This is a genomic window from Chryseobacterium pennae (genome assembly GCF_003385515.1).
In the GTDB taxonomy this organism is placed as follows: Bacteria; Bacteroidota; Bacteroidia; order Flavobacteriales; family Weeksellaceae; genus Chryseobacterium; species Chryseobacterium pennae.
In genome coordinates, this window is sequence record NZ_QNVT01000001.1 from 330,076 (window position 1) to 348,223 (window position 18,148).

Here is an 18,148-nt window from a genome sequence, read left to right on the forward strand (position 1 = left end):
ATAATGAGCATTGATAAAGAAAAAGCATTAGAAATCGTTAAGCAATATTTACAGGATCGCAAGAGAGAATATATTTCTATTGATGAAAAAGATCAGATTCGTTATGAAGAACAAAAAAGGATTAATTATGGAAAATATGAAGATACTATAAGGAATATTTTTGTAGTAACTTATTATCTTGAGGGATATTATGAACCTATTCCTCAATTTGTTATTGTAGATACTGAGACAGGAGAAGTACACTGTACCTACACAAAGCATGGCTATGCTGAGGAATGGGAAGATGAACTGTAAAAACGATTTAAATGCCAGAATATACAATGATATTAATTTTTAATATTCCTTCTTCATAATAAAATAAAACACGACACGTTTTGTCGCATTAAGCTCATATATTTGTGGTACAAAATTTTACCATGAAGAAAGATTTTTATCTGACAAGATATGCGTTAATCATTAAAAGATTAGAAAGTTCTCCGGCAACCTATTCTCAGCTGGAGGACTATCTTTTAAATTCTTTTGAATTCCAGGATGCGGGGATCAAAAGCTACTCTATCCGTACCTTGCAGAGAGATATCCGTGAGATCTCCGATCTTTTCAACCTTTCTATTCACAACAAGAAAAAAGGAGACAACCGGTATTATATAGAGAGTCGCCCGATCATGGAAGTAGATGAATACAACCAAAAACTGCTGGAATCTTTCCAGGTAAGCAATGCCCTGAATCTTCATCCGGATTTTTCAGATTTTATCTTCTTTGAAAGCCGCAAGCCAACCGGCGTTGAGCATTTTTATGATCTGTTCTTTGCCATCCGCAACAAAAGGGTAGTAACTTTTGAACATTACAATTATAAAAACAAATTAATGACCTCCAGAAAGGTTCACCCTTTAGCTTTAAAAGAGTCTAAAGACAGATGGTACCTCATCGCGATCGATACCAAAGACAAAGCTTTAAAATCATTTGGATTAGACAGAATCAATTATCTGGATGTGACAAAGAACCAGTTCAGAGAAAAATATAAATATAATTTCAGAGAGCACTTTAAAAATGCCTTTGGAGTGATGAATCTTACAGAGCAAAAGCCTGAAAAAATCACATTAAAATGCAGCCGTCATCAGGGAGAATACATCAGAAGTTTTCCGCTTCATCAGTCACAGAAAGAGACCAAAGAAACACCGGAAGAGATTTATTTTGAGTTTTTCCTTCACCCTACTTATGACTTTATGCAGGAGATTTTATCATATGGAAAAGAAGTAACTGTCTTAGAACCGAAATGTTTAGTTGATGACATACGCAACCATCTTCAGGAATCATTAAACCGATATTTTGAAAGCTAATAGATCTCATATTTTTTAATTATATTTACATAAACATCCTCTATTGAGAACTTTATTCATTTGCATATTTTGTACTATTTCTTCATTTTGCTTATCACAGCAGAAAGAAGAATTCCGATTGGTAAAAAACTATTACAATCAGCACAGAGGGATGCTGAATAATGAATTCAAGAAGAAGTTCGATGCTGAATCCAATATCCTCAAAAAGGATGCAATTAAAGGAGATTTTCTCTTTTTCATGAAAAAGATGGACAGTATTGAAAACACAGCCTTAATCGGAGCACTTCTGAGAGTAAGGAATATTGAGGATCTTCAGACTTTAAAATCAAATGAAGGAAACTCCAGAGATCTTAGTGATAAAGCTACCCAGGCAGAAAAGACTGCTGATTATCCCGGAGGAATCAATACTCTGAGACAGGAAGTTGCAGATCTGCTGTATGTAGACGGCGTTCATTCTGAATTAAAAACAGTAAAAACAGATGTTGCCTTTATTGTGGAAAAAGATGGAAGCATCAGCAATGTTCATGCACAGGGTGATAATTTCACTTTCAACAGGCAAGCTGAAATTGCTCTCTACTCTATTTCTGAGAAATTTTCTCCCGCCCTTGTCAAAGGTGATCCGGCAAGATTCCGTTTCAGAATTCCTCTAACTTTAACGATGGTGGACTAATGAAGAAATATTACGTCCTGTTTCTATTTTTTTCTCTTAATTTTTACTTCTCACAGCAAGCAGAAAGGCTTAAGCTTGTTAAGGAAAAATATGATGCTGAAATTCAGAAAATAAATAATAAGTATACTGATGATATCGCAGAAGCTCCTTTAAGAAAGCACGCTAAAATTACATTGAAAAAAGACAGTGATATAGGAACATTAGAGCTTAAAAGGAATAACGAATACCTGGAAGAACTGGAAAAAATAAAATCTGGTTATATCTTGGAGGACTTCCAGCTAAAAACCGATATGAAAGATACCGAAGAAGACAAATCTCCAAAATATCCTGATGGTATAGAAGCTTTAAAAAAAGAAATTGCTGAAAACTTAAATACAAACCTGGTTAGGGGAAAAGGAATCATTCAAAGCCGTGTAGTCTTCATTATAGATCTAGATGGAAGCATCATGACAGCAAAGGCCTTCGGGGAAAATGAAAGTTTCAATAAGCAGGCTGAGCTTGCAATATTACTGATTAAAAAAAAGTGGGAACCTGCTAAAAAAAACAATCAGCCCTATAGAGCTCGGCTACGCGTTCCTCTAACTTTAAATTTTGATTAAATGTTTACAGACGAATATTATATGAAAATGGCTCTGCAGGAAGCAGAAGCCGCTTTGGAACAGGATGAAGTCCCTATCGGATGTGTTGTAGTTTCCAATAATCGTATCATTGCAAGAGCCCATAATCTCACCGAAACATTAAACGATGTCACAGCCCATGCAGAAATGCAGGCTATAACCTCTGCAGCTAACTTTTTAGGAGGTAAATATTTAAAAGACTGTACGCTCTACGTTACGATGGAACCATGTGTGATGTGTTCAGGAGCCTTATCTTGGTCTCAGGTATCCAAAGTAGTAATTGGAGCCAGGGATGAACAAAGAGGTTTTATTAACAAACACCTTACCCTACATCCAAAAACAGAGATTATCACAGGTATTATGGAAAACGAATGTTCTTCTATTGTTAAAGACTTTTTTAAAAGCAAAAGGTAGATTTTTCTTTAAGAGCCTTTTTGACAAACATAAAAAATCAGAGAATATTGAATGTTCTCTGATTTTTATTTTATAAAGAATGATCCCGATTAATCTTTAAAGACAGAATACATTGCAAGGTCAAAATATTCTTCATCTTTCTTGGCATGCTGTTTCAAAATTGCCTCCTGCTCCATTCCTATTTTCTCCATAATCTTTCCGGAAGCAGGATTGTGAAGCAAATGAGTAGCATAAATTTTATTAAAACCTAAGTCTTTAAATCCGAATTTCACAATGGCTCTTGCTGCTTCAGTAACATATCCTTTATTCCAGTAAGGAATTCCTATCCAATACCCTAGTTCTGCTATATCGTCATCCCTATCATGAAGACCAATGGCTCCGATAAGCTGCTCTTCTTTATTTCGGATTCCGAACGTAAAGCCAGTTTTTTCTTCAAAAGCTTCTCTGGACATTTTCACCCACATCTTACCATCATTTTCCGTGTAAGGATAAGGAATATTAGAAGTAAGATCCGAATAAATCCTGTGTTTAAGAAATTCAACAATAAAAGGAATATCCTTCTCTTCCAATTGGGAAAGGATCAGTCTTTCGGTTTCAATTCTTGGAAATTCTTTTAATTCTTTCATTTTATTCGTGGTTAAATTGGGTAATAGAGCTGAGGTTTAGCCCAAAAGCTTTGGATGATCTAGAGATCTTTTCCAAGGAAATAAAGCCCTTTCAGAGTATGAAGCCTATCCATTACATGAATTTTATCCGTTAAAGGCTTATATACATGAGAAACACCCCCTGTTGCCACAACAAAGCAATCATCGTTCACCTCATCATTGATCCGGTTGATAAAGCCTTCTACCATTCCCAGGAAACCGTATACCATTCCGCTTTGCATGCAGGTTACCGTATCTAATCCCAATACTGATTTAGGTCTTTTAAGTTCAATATCCGGAAGCTGAGCTGTCTGATGGATCAGAGAGTTTAAAGAGGTTACAATCCCCGGAGCAATAATTACCCCCAAGGTTTCCCCAGTTTCTGCAACACAGCTTGCTGTAAGCGCTGTTCCAAAATCAATAACAATCTTTTTTCTGTTTGGATAAAGATTATGAGCAGCTACAAGGTTCGCATAAATATCCGTCCCCATCTGCTTTGACTTCGCCACCACTGCTGACGGAGTTGTACGATCAACAATGATCGGTGTAACTCCATGGATCTTCTTGATTCCCGAACTCATCACTTTGGTAAGCTGAGGTACCACAGATCCAATGATTACCTTTTCTATTTCTTTTGGCTCAACTTTATAAGTCTGATAAAGCATCAGCATCTGTACATAAAGCTCGTCTGCTGTTCTGTAAGGCTTTGTATTGATTACCCAGGAAATATCACAATTATCACCATTAAAAAGACCAAATCTGATATTACTGTTCCCTACATTTATTACAATTGAATTCATTATATTTTAACAGGCTAGGATTTGAAAAAATTTGAGTTCCAAATTTATAAAAAAATAAAAGGAGTACTTACAAATACTCCTTTTATCTCTATGTTGATCTTTTTATTTTACTTCTACAAAGTTATCTTCCATATTTACATCTGCAATTCTCTGACTAAAATCAATTCCTAATACAGACAATTGAGATTTTGTATAAGGAACCGTGATCGTATACTCTTTCTGCGTCCAAGGCCAGTAAGGCATTGTCTTGAATTCTCCGTAAGCATCTTTCTCTTTCCAGGTATGGGTCATATTCAATGGAATCTGATAAGTAACAATCTTCTTATCTGTAGTCATTACACTGAAATCAACCGGCATCGGAACCTGACCGTTATTAACAAGGGTAATTGTTGTAGATTTCGCATCATACTTTACATCCTTAATTCCGTAATCGATCGTTTTGGTGGTATTGATCCAATAATTGTGGAACCATTTTAAATCCATTCCTGAAACCTTTTGAGCAATGTGAAGAAAATCTCTGTCTGAAGGGTGTTTCATGCTCCATTGGTCATAATATTGCTTTAAAGTCTCTGCAAGATTCTGTTCTCCCATGATATATCCCAGCTGTACCAGGTACAATTCTCCTTTTACATAAGAAGCATACGTATAAGATGTTCCGTTATCATGGTGATCTCCTAACCACACAGCCGGTTCTTCAATTCCTTTTTTAACGAAGTTTCTGTATGCATTCAAAGTATTGGCAAACGGATTCGGAAGTTCTTCCGGGAACAGCTGGTACATGGTATAACCTTCTGCATAGCTGGTAAAGCCTTCATCCATCCATGGGCGTACAGATTCATTCGTAGCAAGCATCTGCTGATACCATGAGTGAGAACCTTCGTGAGCCATTAGCCCCATCAGCCCTTTGATATCTTTAGCCTCACCCAGAATCATGGTACACATTCCGTATTCCATTCCACCGTCACCTCCCTGAATGAAAGCATAAGTAGGGTATACATATTTTCCGAAATGAGAATTCATAATCTGGAAATACTTGGTAATATAAGGCTGAGCTTCACTCCATACTTTCGTTTTATCATTTTTCTGATAGACTAAATATACTTTTGGCCCTTCAGGAACATTAAAGCTTTCTACAGAATAATCTCTGTCTGCACTCCATGCAAAATCAAGGATATTTTTGGCAGTCCATTTCCATGTGGCTTTCTTATCTTTTTCTGCTTTGATCTTTGCAGCAGCATCATAACCTTTTACCTCAGCTGGATTTTCAAGAATTCCTCCTGCTCCTACTACATAATCCTTATTGATTTTAATAGTTACATCAAAATCAGAGAAAGGCGCATGGAATTCTCTTCCCAGATAATCAAATGTTGCCCAGCCATCATAGTCATATTCGGCAATTTTTGGATACCATTGTGTCATGGTCATATCCACCCCCTCTCTGTTATTTCTTCCACTTCTTCTGATCTGCTGAGGAATTACAGCATCCCAATCCATCATAAAAGTTGTTGTAGAGCCTGGTTTAATAGGATCTGCCAGATATACTTTCATAATCGTTTCCTGAACTTCAAATTTCAGATCTTTACCATTCTGTTTGATCCAGTGAATATTCTGAGCGCCTTCCTGATCTTTTGGAATGGAAGACAGTGTTGAGATTCCGTTTTTCTGCAACCTTCCGTCACCATTTTTCCCTTGGGAAGAAACTCTCTGATCCATCATGGAATTAGGCTTAAAAGCATTCCAATACAGGTGGAAATACACTACATTAAGCTCATCCGGTGAGTTATTGGTGTATTCTAAAGTTTGTTTTCCCTGATAGGTAAATTTTTCAGCATTGACATCGATATCCATCTTGTACTTCGCAGCCTGCTGATAATAAGCTCCTTGCTGAGCCTGAAATTGTGAAATGATAAACGCAAAAATGATTGCAGCCGATTTTCTCATTTAAAATTTAATTTTTTTTAAAGGTAAGTAATTTAAACAAAACCTTAAAATGTGGAGTTATAACAGGGTTTTGCTCTGTTTTAGATAACTTTCCATCTGTTTTGTTAAATGAACAGTAAGATTATTTTTTTAACTACGGATTACGCAGATTTTCACAGATGACCATCTGGTGTTGTCTTATCCGGCTAATACATTATTGCTTTTGTAATAGTTTCTTGATAAGAGTAATCTGCCCCAGATGATAATATGCGTGCTCTATCATCCCGTCAATATTTCTTTGATACGTTCCATACTTTTGATCCACAAACATTTCATCAAGCTTTGAATCCGGCATCTTTTCTAATAAAACGGCAAACTTCTCTGAGTCTGACCATAGCTTAGTCAGCAGCGCCTCCCAATGTTCCTGAGATTCTATGGGTGGGAGATCAAAACTGTACCTGTCTTTTATTTCCAGATTTCCTCCTTCAAAAACAGGAGTAATCCCGGCAATATAATAATCAATATGAAAAGTGAGCATAGCAATAGTATTTAAAGTACCAACCTTCGTTACAGCCTGTTCCCATGTTACATCAGAAAGCTGATCTTTAAAATTGGTATTGGCAATCCAGAGGCCGTCTAGCAAAACTTCTCTGAATCTTTTGGCTAATTGTAATACAGAACTCATGATCAATATGTTTTTCTAAAGATAAGTAATTAAAATATTGATCTAGATCTTGCAGATAACACTAAGCCTTGTCAAGGTTTAAAACCTTGACAAGGCTCAATATCCTAAGTATTTAAAACAAAAAAAGCCTCAGATGTAAAACACCTGAGGCTTATATTATAATATGAAATTACAATTATTTCTTAGCAGAAACTTCTTTTTTTCCGCTTTTTAAGATCTTTTCAAGGATTCTTAAAGTAATCAGATACGTTGGCTTCACTCCTGTAAGGCCTAAACCTCCTGAAGATAGGGTACTTCCTGTTTCCAAAGGATTATCTGAAGCATAGTATGCATAGCAAACAAACAGATCCGGTGAAATATGATGTCTGATTTTAGAAGCTACCTGAATCGCTTTCTGATAATGAGCTCCTTCCATTTCAAGACCAATCGCTTTCCATGAAGTGTTCATGAAGTAAGATAAAATATCCTTATTCTGAAGCGATGTTCCTAAAACAGTAATCATCGGACCTTCAAATGCTTTCAGTTCATCATCATTAAAATCATCAAGCTTCAATGCATTTTCAAAAGGATAGTTATCAGCAGTTCCTTCAAAGATGTGAGAAGTCGGGATCATAATATCTCCTTTTTCTCCGGTAAGGATACCTGCTTTCCCCATAATAGAAACAGATTTTACATGCATCATGTATACTTCTCCTTTATGTTCGTAAGGCTTCAGCAATTCATCCATTACCTCAAAAGCCTGTTCTCCGAAAGCATAATCAAATACCATCACCACATCATCCCCTCCAAACTTACAGTCAGCAAACGGGGTATTCTTCAGATTCATCTTACTAAGATCAATAATCTGTACATCGATATTACTTCCGCTTTTATCCGCAATATGAATCATTCCTTCGTCTAAAGCATACTTCAATACCTTATCACGAAGTTCTTTTTTGTTTGAAATCTCTTCATACAGTTTATAATCCACTTCGTTATTATGCTTCTTTTTAAGGGCATCATTCGCATAAAGCATATTTTTCACAGAGTGCATATTGGCAGAAATAATATGCAGTGGACGGGTATGAAGATTGTTTTCAAATAAAACCTCCTTCACTTTATTAGCCCACTTCTCTCCGAAATAGTGGTGCCCTACCCTTTCCTTTAATATAGCACTGAAATGAATTTCTCTCTCTGTAGTTCCCTTTGCATCTTCAAGACTTACTTTTGCTAGATTATACATGATTTTAAATAAACGGTCTGGGTTATTATCATCACCAAAAGTATTATAAGCTATTAATGTTTCATCAAAAGATCTTCCTATTAATGAAGAAAGGTGGATCAATGCCACTTCTTTTTCTTTTCTGCTGAATTTCTTTTCACCTTTCACTACCTCTTCAATAATTTTGAAGGCTCGTGTCGGCTTCCAGTTTTCGTCCTGAATGAATGCCAGGTTACGGATTTTATCAGCTTCTATAAATAGGAATGTAAGGTGAGTAAGAATGTCATAAATTTCGGAACGGCCTAAAAGAACCTCAATATTCATCTGGTGTTCGTCTATTCTATAACAGTTTCTTCTTCTTTTCTTTGGAACAATAGGTTCGAAACTTCCTTTATCAAAACCTTCATCAGATGTAAGATGAATAAAAGCACATTCCTCAATCCCTTCCGGAAGCCTGTCTAATACATACATTAGACCATCAAGTTCCAATTTACTCGGGACACTCATGGTTCCATAAATTTCCGGATTGATGGTTTTCAACAAGCTTCTGATACTTTCTCCTGAAACACCTGCCGGTTTGAAAAATCCTCTATAAAATAAGTGTCTCATAGAGATATATAATCTTTCAATAGCTTCTGTTGTTTCTCTTGCTCTAGAATTTGTCATAAAATAAATTTCACACAAATATACGAAATCTTTGCCCATTTTATTTTAACTATCTTTTAATAAGTAGCTTAAATTCGCACAGGATTGCGGCATGTATCATGTAAAATGTATTTAGAGCTACCCTACCCTTTAAAACACCTTTAAATATTACATTTTAACCATTAAAAAAAACAATCACCCCTATCAAAAACACCCCAAACAATTGTTTAATTTATATAAAATTTCACAACACCCCTGAAAATTTTAGGGGTCAAATCATTTTCATTTCATTTTTTTTGTAAATTTGCCCTATCAAAATCTACCCAAATATGTCAACCTTAAGATTCAAAGCATTAGAAACTCTTCCATTTAAGGATTTCAGAAAAGACAACAATGTCGAAATCCCGGCGAAATTATCAGAACTATTCTGCCAAAATGTTTTCTCAGAAGAAACAATGAGAGAATATTTAACGAAAGAAGCATTCCAGTCTATTATGGATGCGGTAAAAAAAGGGACTAAAATCCAGAGACACATTGCAGATCAGGTTGCCGTAGCAATGAAAGACTGGGCAATGAGTAAAGGAGTAACTCACTATACTCACTGGTTTCAGCCTTTGACGGGTACAACTGCCGAAAAACACGATTCTTTCTTCACCCCTATCGAAGGAGGCAGAGCGATAGAAAGATTCAGCGGAAACTTATTGATCCAGCAGGAACCGGATGCGTCTTCTTTCCCGAATGGAGGAATCAGAAACACTTTCGAAGCCAGAGGTTATACAGCTTGGGACCCTACTTCTCCGGCTTTCATTATGGGAACTACATTATGTATTCCTTCAATCTTCATCTCTTATACTGGAGAAACTTTAGATTATAAAGCACCTCTTTTAAGGGCTTTAAATGCTGTAGACGAAGCTGCAACCAGCGTAATGCAGTATTTTGATAAAAACGTAACAAAAGTAACTCCCACTTTAGGTTGGGAACAAGAATATTTCCTGGTTGATTCAGCATTATACCAATCACGTCCGGATCTTGTATTAACAGGTAAAACTTTGTTAGGACACTCTCCTGCAAAAGGACAGCAATTAGATGACCATTACTTCGGTTCTATCCCTACAAGGGTAATGAACTTCATGAAAGAACTGGAAATCGAATGTATGAAGCTGGGAATCCCTGCAACAACAAGACACAATGAGGTAGCTCCAAATCAATTTGAATTGGCTCCTATGTTTGAAGAAGTAAATGTTGCTGTAGATCATAACTCTTTATTGATGGATATCATGGCAAGAGTTGCTCACAAGCACCATTTCCATATTTTGTTCCATGAAAAGCCATTCGCAGGGGTAAACGGAAGCGGAAAGCACAACAACTGGTCTTTAGCAACTGATACTGGTGAAAACCTGTTAAGCCCGGGAAAAAACCCTAAGAAAAACTTACAGTTCTTAACATTCTTCGTGAACACAATTAAAGCTGTTTACGAGTATGCAGATCTTTTAAGAGCAAGTATCGCTTCTGCAAGTAACGACCATAGATTAGGTGCTAATGAAGCTCCACCGGCAATTATCTCCGTATTTATCGGAAGTCAGTTATTCAGTGTATTAGAAGAACTTGAAAAAGTAACTAACGGAAAATTATCTCCTGAAGAAAAAACAGAACTAAAATTAAATGTAGTTGGAAAAATCCCTGAAATTCTACTGGACAATACAGATAGAAACAGAACTTCTCCATTTGCATTTACAGGAAATAAATTTGAGATCAGAGCGGTAGGATCATCTGCAAACTGTGCAGAATCTATGACGGTAATGAATACGATTGCAGCAAAGCAATTAGGTGATTTCAAAAAAGAAGTAGATGCTTTGATCGAAACAGGACTGAAGAAAGACGAAGCTATTTTCAATATATTAAGAGAATACATCAAACAGTGCAAAAGCATTATGTTTGAAGGTGACGGATATTCTGACGACTGGGCAAAAGAAGCTAAAAAAAGAGGGTTGAATAATCTGAAAACCACTCCAGAAGCTCTTAAGCAGGAAATGGATAAAAAATTCCTTGATCTTTATGAAGAAATGGGAATCTTTAACCACAGAGAAGTGGAAGCAAGAAACGAGATTAAACTAGAGAAATACTCTACTGTTATTGATATTGAAGCGAGAGTGTTGAGTGACATCGCAAGAAATCACATTATTCCTTCCGCTTTAAATTATCAGAACAGATTAATTGAGAACGTTAAGGGTCTTAAGGATATCTTCGGAGATAAAGAATTTAAACCGTTGGCAAAAGAACAGATGAGCCTAATCACCAGCATTTCTGAAAATGTTTCAAAAATCAAGCTGGGTGTTGAAGATCTTATCAAAGCCAGAGAAGCGGCAAAAAGCATATCAGACAGCCAAAAGCAGGCAGAAGTATACTGCAACAAAGTAAAACCTTTATTTGACGGTATCAGAGAAGCATCTGACAACCTTGAAATGATGGTAGACGATGAGCTTTGGCCGATGACGAAATACAGAGAGATGTTGTTTACAAAATAACTCTGTAAAGTTCCATATTAGTTAAATTCCTCAGTTTTCTGAGGAATTTTTTTATTCCCTTACGATGATCAAGGATGGTTTTGTTAAGATTTTGATCACTTCATATCAAAAAAAGAGTTTTAAAATCCCGTTTTATATAATAATAAGAGATATTATTTAAAGCAATAAGCAAAACAAAGCTCAAACACCCATGAAATAAAGGTTTTTTTAAAATTTATTTTGTTTTTTTAACACCCTTGAAAATTAGAGTTTTAAATTACAAAACATGATTTATAGAAGAATATCGATGAATTTTGTTAAAGAATCTTAATAAAAAAAACCGCAGGATTACCAAAAATAGGCGGTTGCGGTTTATTTTTCTTTAACATATGTAAATAATATGTTAAATAGTGTTAAAATAAGATCCTGACAATTATCATATCAGGGGTCTTTAGCTCGGAATCTCTACTTTTGTATTGCTTTTGAAAATAAATATTCCAATTTAACACGGTTAATCAAGTATATATGAAGAAAAGAGTTTTGTTTTATTTAGTTGCTTTAGTTACTACTGTATCATTGCAATCGTGTGCTACCAATTATGTAGTTTCAAAACCAGCAACTTACGCTAAAGAATACAAAACAGATGCCAAACTAGCTTCTATTGATAACAAAAAAATGGAGCAGGATAAGCAGAAATTGATAGACTCATTCCTTGCAGAAAAAGCGGCATCTATAGCAAATGCTAAAAAAGCAGTTAAGAATTCTGAGATTGCAAAAGCAATCAAACACAATAAAACCATTGACGGTATCCTTGAAGAAGCTGAAACATACCTTGGAACTCCTTACAGATATGGAGGAACTACAAGAAGAGGCATTGATTGTTCAGCTTTCGTTCTTTCTGTTTTTGGAGCTGCAGCAGGTCTTACTTTACCAAGAGTAGCGGCTTCTCAGGCTCAGGAAGGTGAAAGAGTTGAAAAAGGAGAATTACAGAAAGGAGACTTAATCTTCTTTTCTCATGGAAGAAGAATTTCTCACGTAGGTATTGTAGAAAGTGTTACTGAAGAAGGAGAGATCAAATTTATTCACGCAGCAACATCTAAAGGAGTAATGGTTTCTTCACTGAATGATTCTTATTGGGGACCTAAATTCAGATTCGCAAAAAGAGTAATTAATGTAGAAGGAGAAAATTACAACAATCTAGCTTCTGCTACTCAAGCTACACCAGCAAATTTTTAATTTTATAAATAATTGATTTAAATAATGAAGCCATCAGAAATTCTGACGGCTTTTTTATTTGTCTTACCTCTATTAAGTTTCGGATAAATCAATGGAATGCATTTTATATAAAAAGCAGGCTAAAGCTCGCTTCTATTGAAATTAATGATTAATGCTTAGACCAACATTCAACACCTAGCTATTTCTGTCTATTTCAATATCCAGCTTATACAAGAGTCCATATATTTCAGAAAGCGAAAATCTGGCCTTTTTAAGCTTATTTAAAGCCGGATCTATTGAATAGTTTACCGAAGTCCTCAAATCTGCTTTTTCAAGGTTAGAATTATCGAAAACAGCTCCTGACAGATCACAGTTGCCAAATACTGCATTGGATAAATCACATTCAGTGAAATCCACTTCAATCAGTTTAGAATTTTTAAAAACAGTTTTCTTTATTGAGGTCTGATAGAATATAGAATTATGAAGAGCACACCCATCAAACTTAAAGGAAAGACCAAAGCCATTACAATCACTAAACTGCAGGCCTAACATTTTACATTCCTTGAAAAAAACATTCCTAAAGGCCGTTGAGGTAAGTTTTACCATGCTGAGGTTACATCCTATAAATTCACAATCTGTAAAACTAAAACCGGATAGGTTTCCATATTCAAAGCTGCAATTCTTAAAAGTACAATTCTCATACTCTCCTTTTTCCAATGGAGATTGTACAAAATCTGTATTCTCAAAATTTTGATCTAAAATATAAGCGTCTTTCATAAAAAGTAATGATTTATAGGTATAACAATAGAATCCACAAATTCTGCAGAACTTAAACAAAGTTAAATCTTTGGAAATAGCTATACTAAGCTGTTCTTATCCGAATAATTAAGTTTAAAGAAAATAAAAGTCATCATGGAGAAGGCCAGCAAAGAACTTCCACCATAACTGAAATACGGAAGCGGGATTCCTACCGTTGGGAAAAGCCCCATAACCATCCCTAAATTGATTGAAAAGTGCATTAATAAAATCGAGGCAAAGCAATACCCAAATACCCGGTTAAAGGTAGATTTCTGCCTCTCTGCCAGATAATAGATCCGTCCGATATATACCATATAGCATAAAACAAGGATAGCACTTCCTAAGAAGCCCCACTCTTCCCCCACTGTACAGAAAATATAATCAGTTTCCTGTTCGGGAACAAATTTACCTTGAGTGACTGATCCTTCACGGTATCCTTTCCCTAAAAGGCCTCCGGATCCAATCGCTGTTTTGGAATATAATAAGTTGTATCCTGAAGTATCTCTAAATGCTTTTTCACCTTTATAAAGAACCTCAATTCGTTCTCTCTGGTGTTTAGGCAATTTTTCTAAGATATAAGGTGACCCGAATGCCAATCCACATAATAAAAGAATAGACCCTGAAATTCCAGAAATCGAAATCACATCCCACGACATTCTATGATAATTCATCGCAATCAGAACACCTGCAATGATTAGAATAGCAGCCGCTACATATACTGGCGGAATCGCAAGAGCCACCAAAAAAACGGCAGCGAAAACGAAACCTACCCCAAATAGCAAACCACTTAATCCTTCCCTGTATAAAGCGATAAAGAATGCAATAAATACAAGCATAGAACCAACATCGGGAATAGCCAATACTACAACCGCCGGAATACCAATAATCCCTAAACCTGTAAGCAGTGATTTTCTATTCTTAAGATTAAAATCAGGCCCTGAAACATAGTTGGCCAGCATCAATGCAGTACCTATTTTTGCGAACTCTACAGGCTGCATGGTAAGACTTCCGAACTTATACCAGTTCTTCTGCCCCAGAATTTCCTTTCCGAAAGGGAAAAGCCCGATCAGTAACAGAACCCCGCCTATATAAATAATACCGGCCATATTTTCGAAGAACTTACTTCTTCCTAAAAATATAACGAGTCCCACCACTAAAGATATACAGAAGAATATCAACTGTTTTTCTCCTAATTTCTGGTCAACACTGTAGATATTGGCAATGGCAAAAATGCAAAGCAGGAAATACAGCCCAAGGCCCAGTTTATCTATCCCTTCTGTCCATTTCATTGCTTAACAGGTTTTTTAACAGTGTTACTATTCTTCTTATCTTCTTCTATTTTCTTTTGGAGCTTGGCTTTTTGTTGTTTAACAAGTTCCAGGCTATCCTTTATTCTTTTTTGTTTAATGGAATCAGGTTTAGGATCTTTATAAAGTCCTTTACGCTTCAAGTCTGCAATCCACTGTCTCTTATATTCCGGCATGAAACTCGAGGTAATCATTTTTTTATAAAGATTTTCTCTTTTTAAATCTCCGGTAATATATTTTTCAGCAATCACTGTACAAGCCGGGCCTGCCCACGTTGCTCCGAATCCCGCGTGTTCCATTACTGCAACCACAACAATTTTTGGTTTATCAGCAGGAGCAATCAATACGAAGATGGAGTTATCTTTTCCTTGCGGTACCTGTGCGGTACCTGTTTTGGCTAATTGTGTAAAGTCATTGGATTTCAGCCCTCTTGCGGTTCCTCTCAACACTACGGCTTCCATACCTTTTAAAACAGGTTCAAAATGTTTTGGATCAACTAGAGTCTGGTGTTTAACCTTAAATCTTGGATCAGGGTTTGCCTTTCCATCAATAGCTTTTACAATATGAGGCGTGTAATACCATCCTTTGTTAGCGATAGCAGCTACATAATTGGCCAACTGAATAGGGGTTACCAAAACATCTCCCTGCCCCATCCCGTTATAGATGGCTCCGGTTGACATTTCATCCCAGTTTTTAAAATCAGTTCTCTGAGACCCACTTGCTTTCATGATGGCTTTAAACCTTTTCTCATAAAAATCTCCGGAAGGAATTCTTCCTTTTGCTCCTACCGCAAAGTCATTATTTAAAAACTCTCCAACACCAAAGCTGCTCATGATCTTTTTCCATTCATCAACACCTTTTGAAGGGTTTCCGGGATATTTTTTGATAATAGCAATAAATGCATAGGTGAAAAAGCAGTTACTGGAAACCTGAATAGAAGGAATCAACGGATCTGCACCACCATGTCCTTTAATTCTTTTTCCTTTATAGAAAAATCCACCACCACAAGGAAAAACAGTCTTTTCATCCATTACGCCCATCTGCATGGCAGCCAAGGCAGTCAACAACTTGAAAGTTGATCCCGGAGGATATCCCGCCTGTAAAGAACGATCAAAAGTAGGCTTGTTTTCATAAAGCGTATCTTTTGACAGGGCATATAAATTTTTGGATTTATAAGGTCCGGTGAAAAGGTTCGGATCAATATCCGGTCCGGTTGCTGCTACTAATACTTCCCCATTATTAGGGTCAATAGCTACAATGGCACCGTGTTTATCGACCAGCATTTCTTCAGCCGTTCTCTGAAGATCATAATCAATAGTTAACGTAATATCTTTACCCGTAATTACATCTTTATCCAAAGATCCGTTTTTATAAGATCCAATATTTCGGAGTCTGATATCTTTTTGGATATACTTCATTCCTTTTACCCCACGGAGTTCCTTCTCATAAGACTTTTCAACACCTGTTTTTCCGATAAAATCTCCAGGTAAATAATAGACAGAGTCTTTTTTAATCTCTTTTTCATTTACTTCACTGGTATATCCTAAAAGGTTACCTGAAGTAGAAACTTCATATTGACGCTGAGGTCTCTGTACAATATTAAAGGCAGGATATTTAAAAATAATTTCCTGCACTCTCGCAATATCTTCCCTGCTGAGATCCTTTAAAAAGGTCATAGGTGTCAGCTTAGAATAATATTTTTCTTTCTTAATAATATTGATCTTGTTGATAAAGTCTGCCTTATTGATTTTCATCAGGCTGCAAAAACCTATTGTATCAAAATCCGGTTTCATTAAGCCTTGGGTAAAGGAAATCTCATAAGCGGGCTGATTTCCCACCATAATTTTTCCGTTACGGTCAAAAATTACCCCTCGTTGAGGAATTACATATTCAATTTTGATGGAAGTGTTGGCTGCATTCAGTGCATAACGGTCTGTAAACAACTGCAAATATGCAAGCCTCGCTACAAAAATAAGAGCGATTACAACAAGGACGGAAAAGATTTTTAAATAACGTGTGTTCAAACTTTTTGTTTGATTTTAAATATTAATGCGTAGACAACTATAAATATAAATGAAATTACGCTAGTCACCAACACATTAAATAATATTTCGAAAAACCTGCTAAACTTAAAGAACTCAATATATTGAACTAAAAGCTGATGCAGGAAAATACTTGAAAATAAAAACAGCAAAAACTGCGCCCATTGCAGGGACTGAAAGGAGAAAAAGTCTGTAGACGTATCTGTAGATGTTCTGAATATCAAGGTTCTAAAATAAGCAATCAATGTTGTTGCAAAAGCATTGATTCCCCATGAATAGAGAAACCCATCAATAGATAATCCTATCAGAAAACTTAACGCCAGGAACTGAAATTTATTTCTGAAAAAAGGATAGAACATGACGAATACAGGATATAATACCGGAGTATATTTCCCGAAAATGGTAATCCTGTTCAATACAAAAATCTGTAATGCAACAAGAAATATCATGATCAATATATCAGTAAATAAAGTCCTGCTAATCATTTTCCTTTTTTATTACAGTCTGCATCGTGTCCTGAATCTTCTGCACTTCTGCTTTCTTCAGGTTCTTCACGACATACACTTTATTCAACGCACCCATTTTTTCACTCAGTTCCACAGAAATATCCCAGAAACCTGTTTTATTATCTACAGAATATCCGGCAATAGTTCCAATTGTCACCCCTTTCGGGAATATGGCAGACTTACCGTCTGTAACAACGGTATCTCCTACTTTTAAAGCAACATATTTTGGAATATCCGCAAGGTGCATCACCCTGGAGTTATCTCCATTCCATGTTAACGTTCCAAAATATCCTGAATCTTTCAGCGCTGCATTAATTCTGATTTTGTTGACACTCAATACTGACTGAACCAATGCGTAACTGTCTGTAGAATTGATAACAATCCCCGCAATACCCCTAGGTGCCATTACCCCCATCTGAGGAAAGACCCCGTCTCTGCGGCCACGGTTGATTGTAAAATAGTTATTTCTTCTGTTGATACTGTTGAAAACAATTTCACCATCAACAAAAGTATAGATCTGACCACCTCCGATGGTATCATGTACTCTTTTGAAAACAGGATTTTTTGATCCGTCTTTCCCATAGAGTTCTGCCATAAGGGCTTTATTCTGAACCACAAGATCTTCATTGATCTGTTTTAGTTTCAGATAAGAAACCCCCTCATCAATATACCCGGAAATCCATGAATTCAACGCAGCCGTTTGCCCCGCAATCCAAGATCTCTGCATGGCATTTCTAGAGAATATCAGAACCAGAGCAATAATTTGCAGGAATATAAAGAAGATAAAAAGTGTGTTCTTCGAAAATAATCTCAGCAAAAATCCCATTCAGATATATAGTCGTA

At 36.2% G+C, this 18,148-nt stretch carries 17 protein-coding genes; 7 read left to right on the top strand and 10 right to left on the bottom strand.

All coding sequences use genetic code 11. The features are described from left to right. Positions 1 to 3: 3 nt before the first annotated feature. The 5 genes from DRF65_RS01490 (at position 4) to DRF65_RS01510 (ending at position 3,038) form a co-directional block, all read left to right on the top strand. A complete protein-coding gene (locus DRF65_RS01490) occupies positions 4 to 294 on the top strand; it encodes a hypothetical protein (protein ID WP_115968272.1) in 291 nt (96 codons plus the stop codon). Positions 295 to 416: 122 nt separating this feature from the next. Then, positions 417 to 1,337, top strand: a complete 921-nt coding sequence (locus DRF65_RS01495) for a helix-turn-helix transcriptional regulator (protein ID WP_115968273.1) — start codon at positions 417 to 419, stop codon at positions 1,335 to 1,337. A 118-nt stretch (positions 1,338 to 1,455) separates the two neighbouring features. Continuing rightward, positions 1,456 to 2,007 carry a hypothetical protein gene (locus DRF65_RS01500; protein WP_228438443.1) on the top strand — a complete coding sequence of 184 codons (552 nt, stop codon included), beginning with the start codon at positions 1,456 to 1,458 and terminating at the stop codon, positions 2,005 to 2,007. Next, positions 2,007 to 2,606, top strand: a complete 600-nt coding sequence (locus DRF65_RS01505) for a hypothetical protein (RefSeq protein ID WP_115968275.1) — start codon at positions 2,007 to 2,009, stop codon at positions 2,604 to 2,606. The genes DRF65_RS01500 and DRF65_RS01505 overlap by 1 nt, the downstream gene beginning before the upstream one ends. Next, complete coding sequence (locus DRF65_RS01510; RefSeq protein ID WP_115968277.1) at positions 2,607 to 3,038, top strand: nucleoside deaminase; 432 nt, start codon at positions 2,607 to 2,609, stop codon at positions 3,036 to 3,038. 89 nt (positions 3,039 to 3,127) lie between these two features. On the opposite strand, the gene DRF65_RS01515 is transcribed toward DRF65_RS01510, so the two are convergent. The 5 genes from DRF65_RS01515 to DRF65_RS01535 all read right to left on the bottom strand — a co-directional run bounded on the left by DRF65_RS01515 (position 3,128) and on the right by DRF65_RS01535 (position 8,954). Continuing rightward, positions 3,128 to 3,664, bottom strand: a complete 537-nt coding sequence (locus DRF65_RS01515) for a GNAT family N-acetyltransferase (protein ID WP_115968278.1) — start codon at positions 3,662 to 3,664, stop codon at positions 3,128 to 3,130. 59 nt (positions 3,665 to 3,723) lie between these two features. Further along, the gene (locus tag DRF65_RS01520) at positions 3,724 to 4,482 is read right to left on the bottom strand and encodes a type III pantothenate kinase (protein WP_115968280.1); all 759 of its coding nucleotides are present in this window, start codon (positions 4,480 to 4,482) and stop codon (positions 3,724 to 3,726) included. A gap of 102 nt (positions 4,483 to 4,584) precedes the next feature. Further along, on the bottom strand, positions 4,585 to 6,423 hold the full coding sequence (locus DRF65_RS01525) for a M1 family metallopeptidase (RefSeq protein WP_115968281.1): 1,839 nt from the start codon (positions 6,421 to 6,423) through the stop codon (positions 4,585 to 4,587). 193 nt (positions 6,424 to 6,616) lie between these two features. After that, positions 6,617 to 7,087 (bottom strand): DUF1572 domain-containing protein, encoded by a 471-nt coding sequence (locus DRF65_RS01530; protein WP_115968283.1) that lies wholly within the window; start codon positions 7,085 to 7,087, stop codon positions 6,617 to 6,619. A 175-nt stretch (positions 7,088 to 7,262) separates the two neighbouring features. Then, complete coding sequence (locus DRF65_RS01535) at positions 7,263 to 8,954, bottom strand: DUF6909 family protein (RefSeq protein WP_115968285.1); 1,692 nt, start codon at positions 8,952 to 8,954, stop codon at positions 7,263 to 7,265. Between the two features lie 308 nt (positions 8,955 to 9,262). Between DRF65_RS01535 and DRF65_RS01540 the strand changes: the two genes are divergently transcribed. Together DRF65_RS01540 and DRF65_RS01545 are read left to right on the top strand one after the other, a co-directional pair. After that, positions 9,263 to 11,458 carry a glutamine synthetase III family protein gene (locus DRF65_RS01540; RefSeq protein ID WP_115968286.1) on the top strand — a complete coding sequence of 732 codons (2,196 nt, stop codon included), beginning with the start codon at positions 9,263 to 9,265 and terminating at the stop codon, positions 11,456 to 11,458. A 504-nt stretch (positions 11,459 to 11,962) separates the two neighbouring features. Further along, positions 11,963 to 12,673: a C40 family peptidase gene (locus DRF65_RS01545; RefSeq protein WP_115968288.1), complete on the top strand. Its 711-nt coding sequence runs from the start codon at positions 11,963 to 11,965 to the stop codon at positions 12,671 to 12,673. Positions 12,674 to 12,847: 174 nt separating this feature from the next. Here the strand turns inward: DRF65_RS01545 and DRF65_RS01550 are convergent, their stop codons facing one another. The 5 genes from DRF65_RS01550 to mreC all read right to left on the bottom strand — a co-directional run bounded on the left by DRF65_RS01550 (position 12,848) and on the right by mreC (position 18,131). Next, complete coding sequence (locus DRF65_RS01550; protein WP_115968290.1) at positions 12,848 to 13,429, bottom strand: pentapeptide repeat-containing protein; 582 nt, start codon at positions 13,427 to 13,429, stop codon at positions 12,848 to 12,850. A gap of 80 nt (positions 13,430 to 13,509) precedes the next feature. Beyond that, positions 13,510 to 14,739, bottom strand: a complete 1,230-nt coding sequence (gene rodA / locus DRF65_RS01555; RefSeq protein WP_115968291.1) for a rod shape-determining protein RodA — start codon at positions 14,737 to 14,739, stop codon at positions 13,510 to 13,512. After that, positions 14,736 to 16,781, bottom strand: a complete 2,046-nt coding sequence (locus tag DRF65_RS01560) for a peptidoglycan D,D-transpeptidase FtsI family protein (protein WP_115968293.1) — start codon at positions 16,779 to 16,781, stop codon at positions 14,736 to 14,738. Before DRF65_RS01560 ends, rodA begins: the two co-directional genes overlap by 4 nt. Next, a complete protein-coding gene (locus tag DRF65_RS01565) occupies positions 16,778 to 17,284 on the bottom strand; it encodes a rod shape-determining protein MreD (protein ID WP_115968295.1) in 507 nt (168 codons plus the stop codon). Before DRF65_RS01565 ends, DRF65_RS01560 begins: the two co-directional genes overlap by 4 nt. Continuing rightward, entirely contained in the window at positions 17,277 to 18,131 is an 855-nt protein-coding gene (gene mreC / locus DRF65_RS01570; RefSeq protein WP_115968297.1) for a rod shape-determining protein MreC, read from the bottom strand. The genes DRF65_RS01565 and mreC overlap by 8 nt, the downstream gene beginning before the upstream one ends. Positions 18,132 to 18,148: the final 17 nt, after the last annotated feature.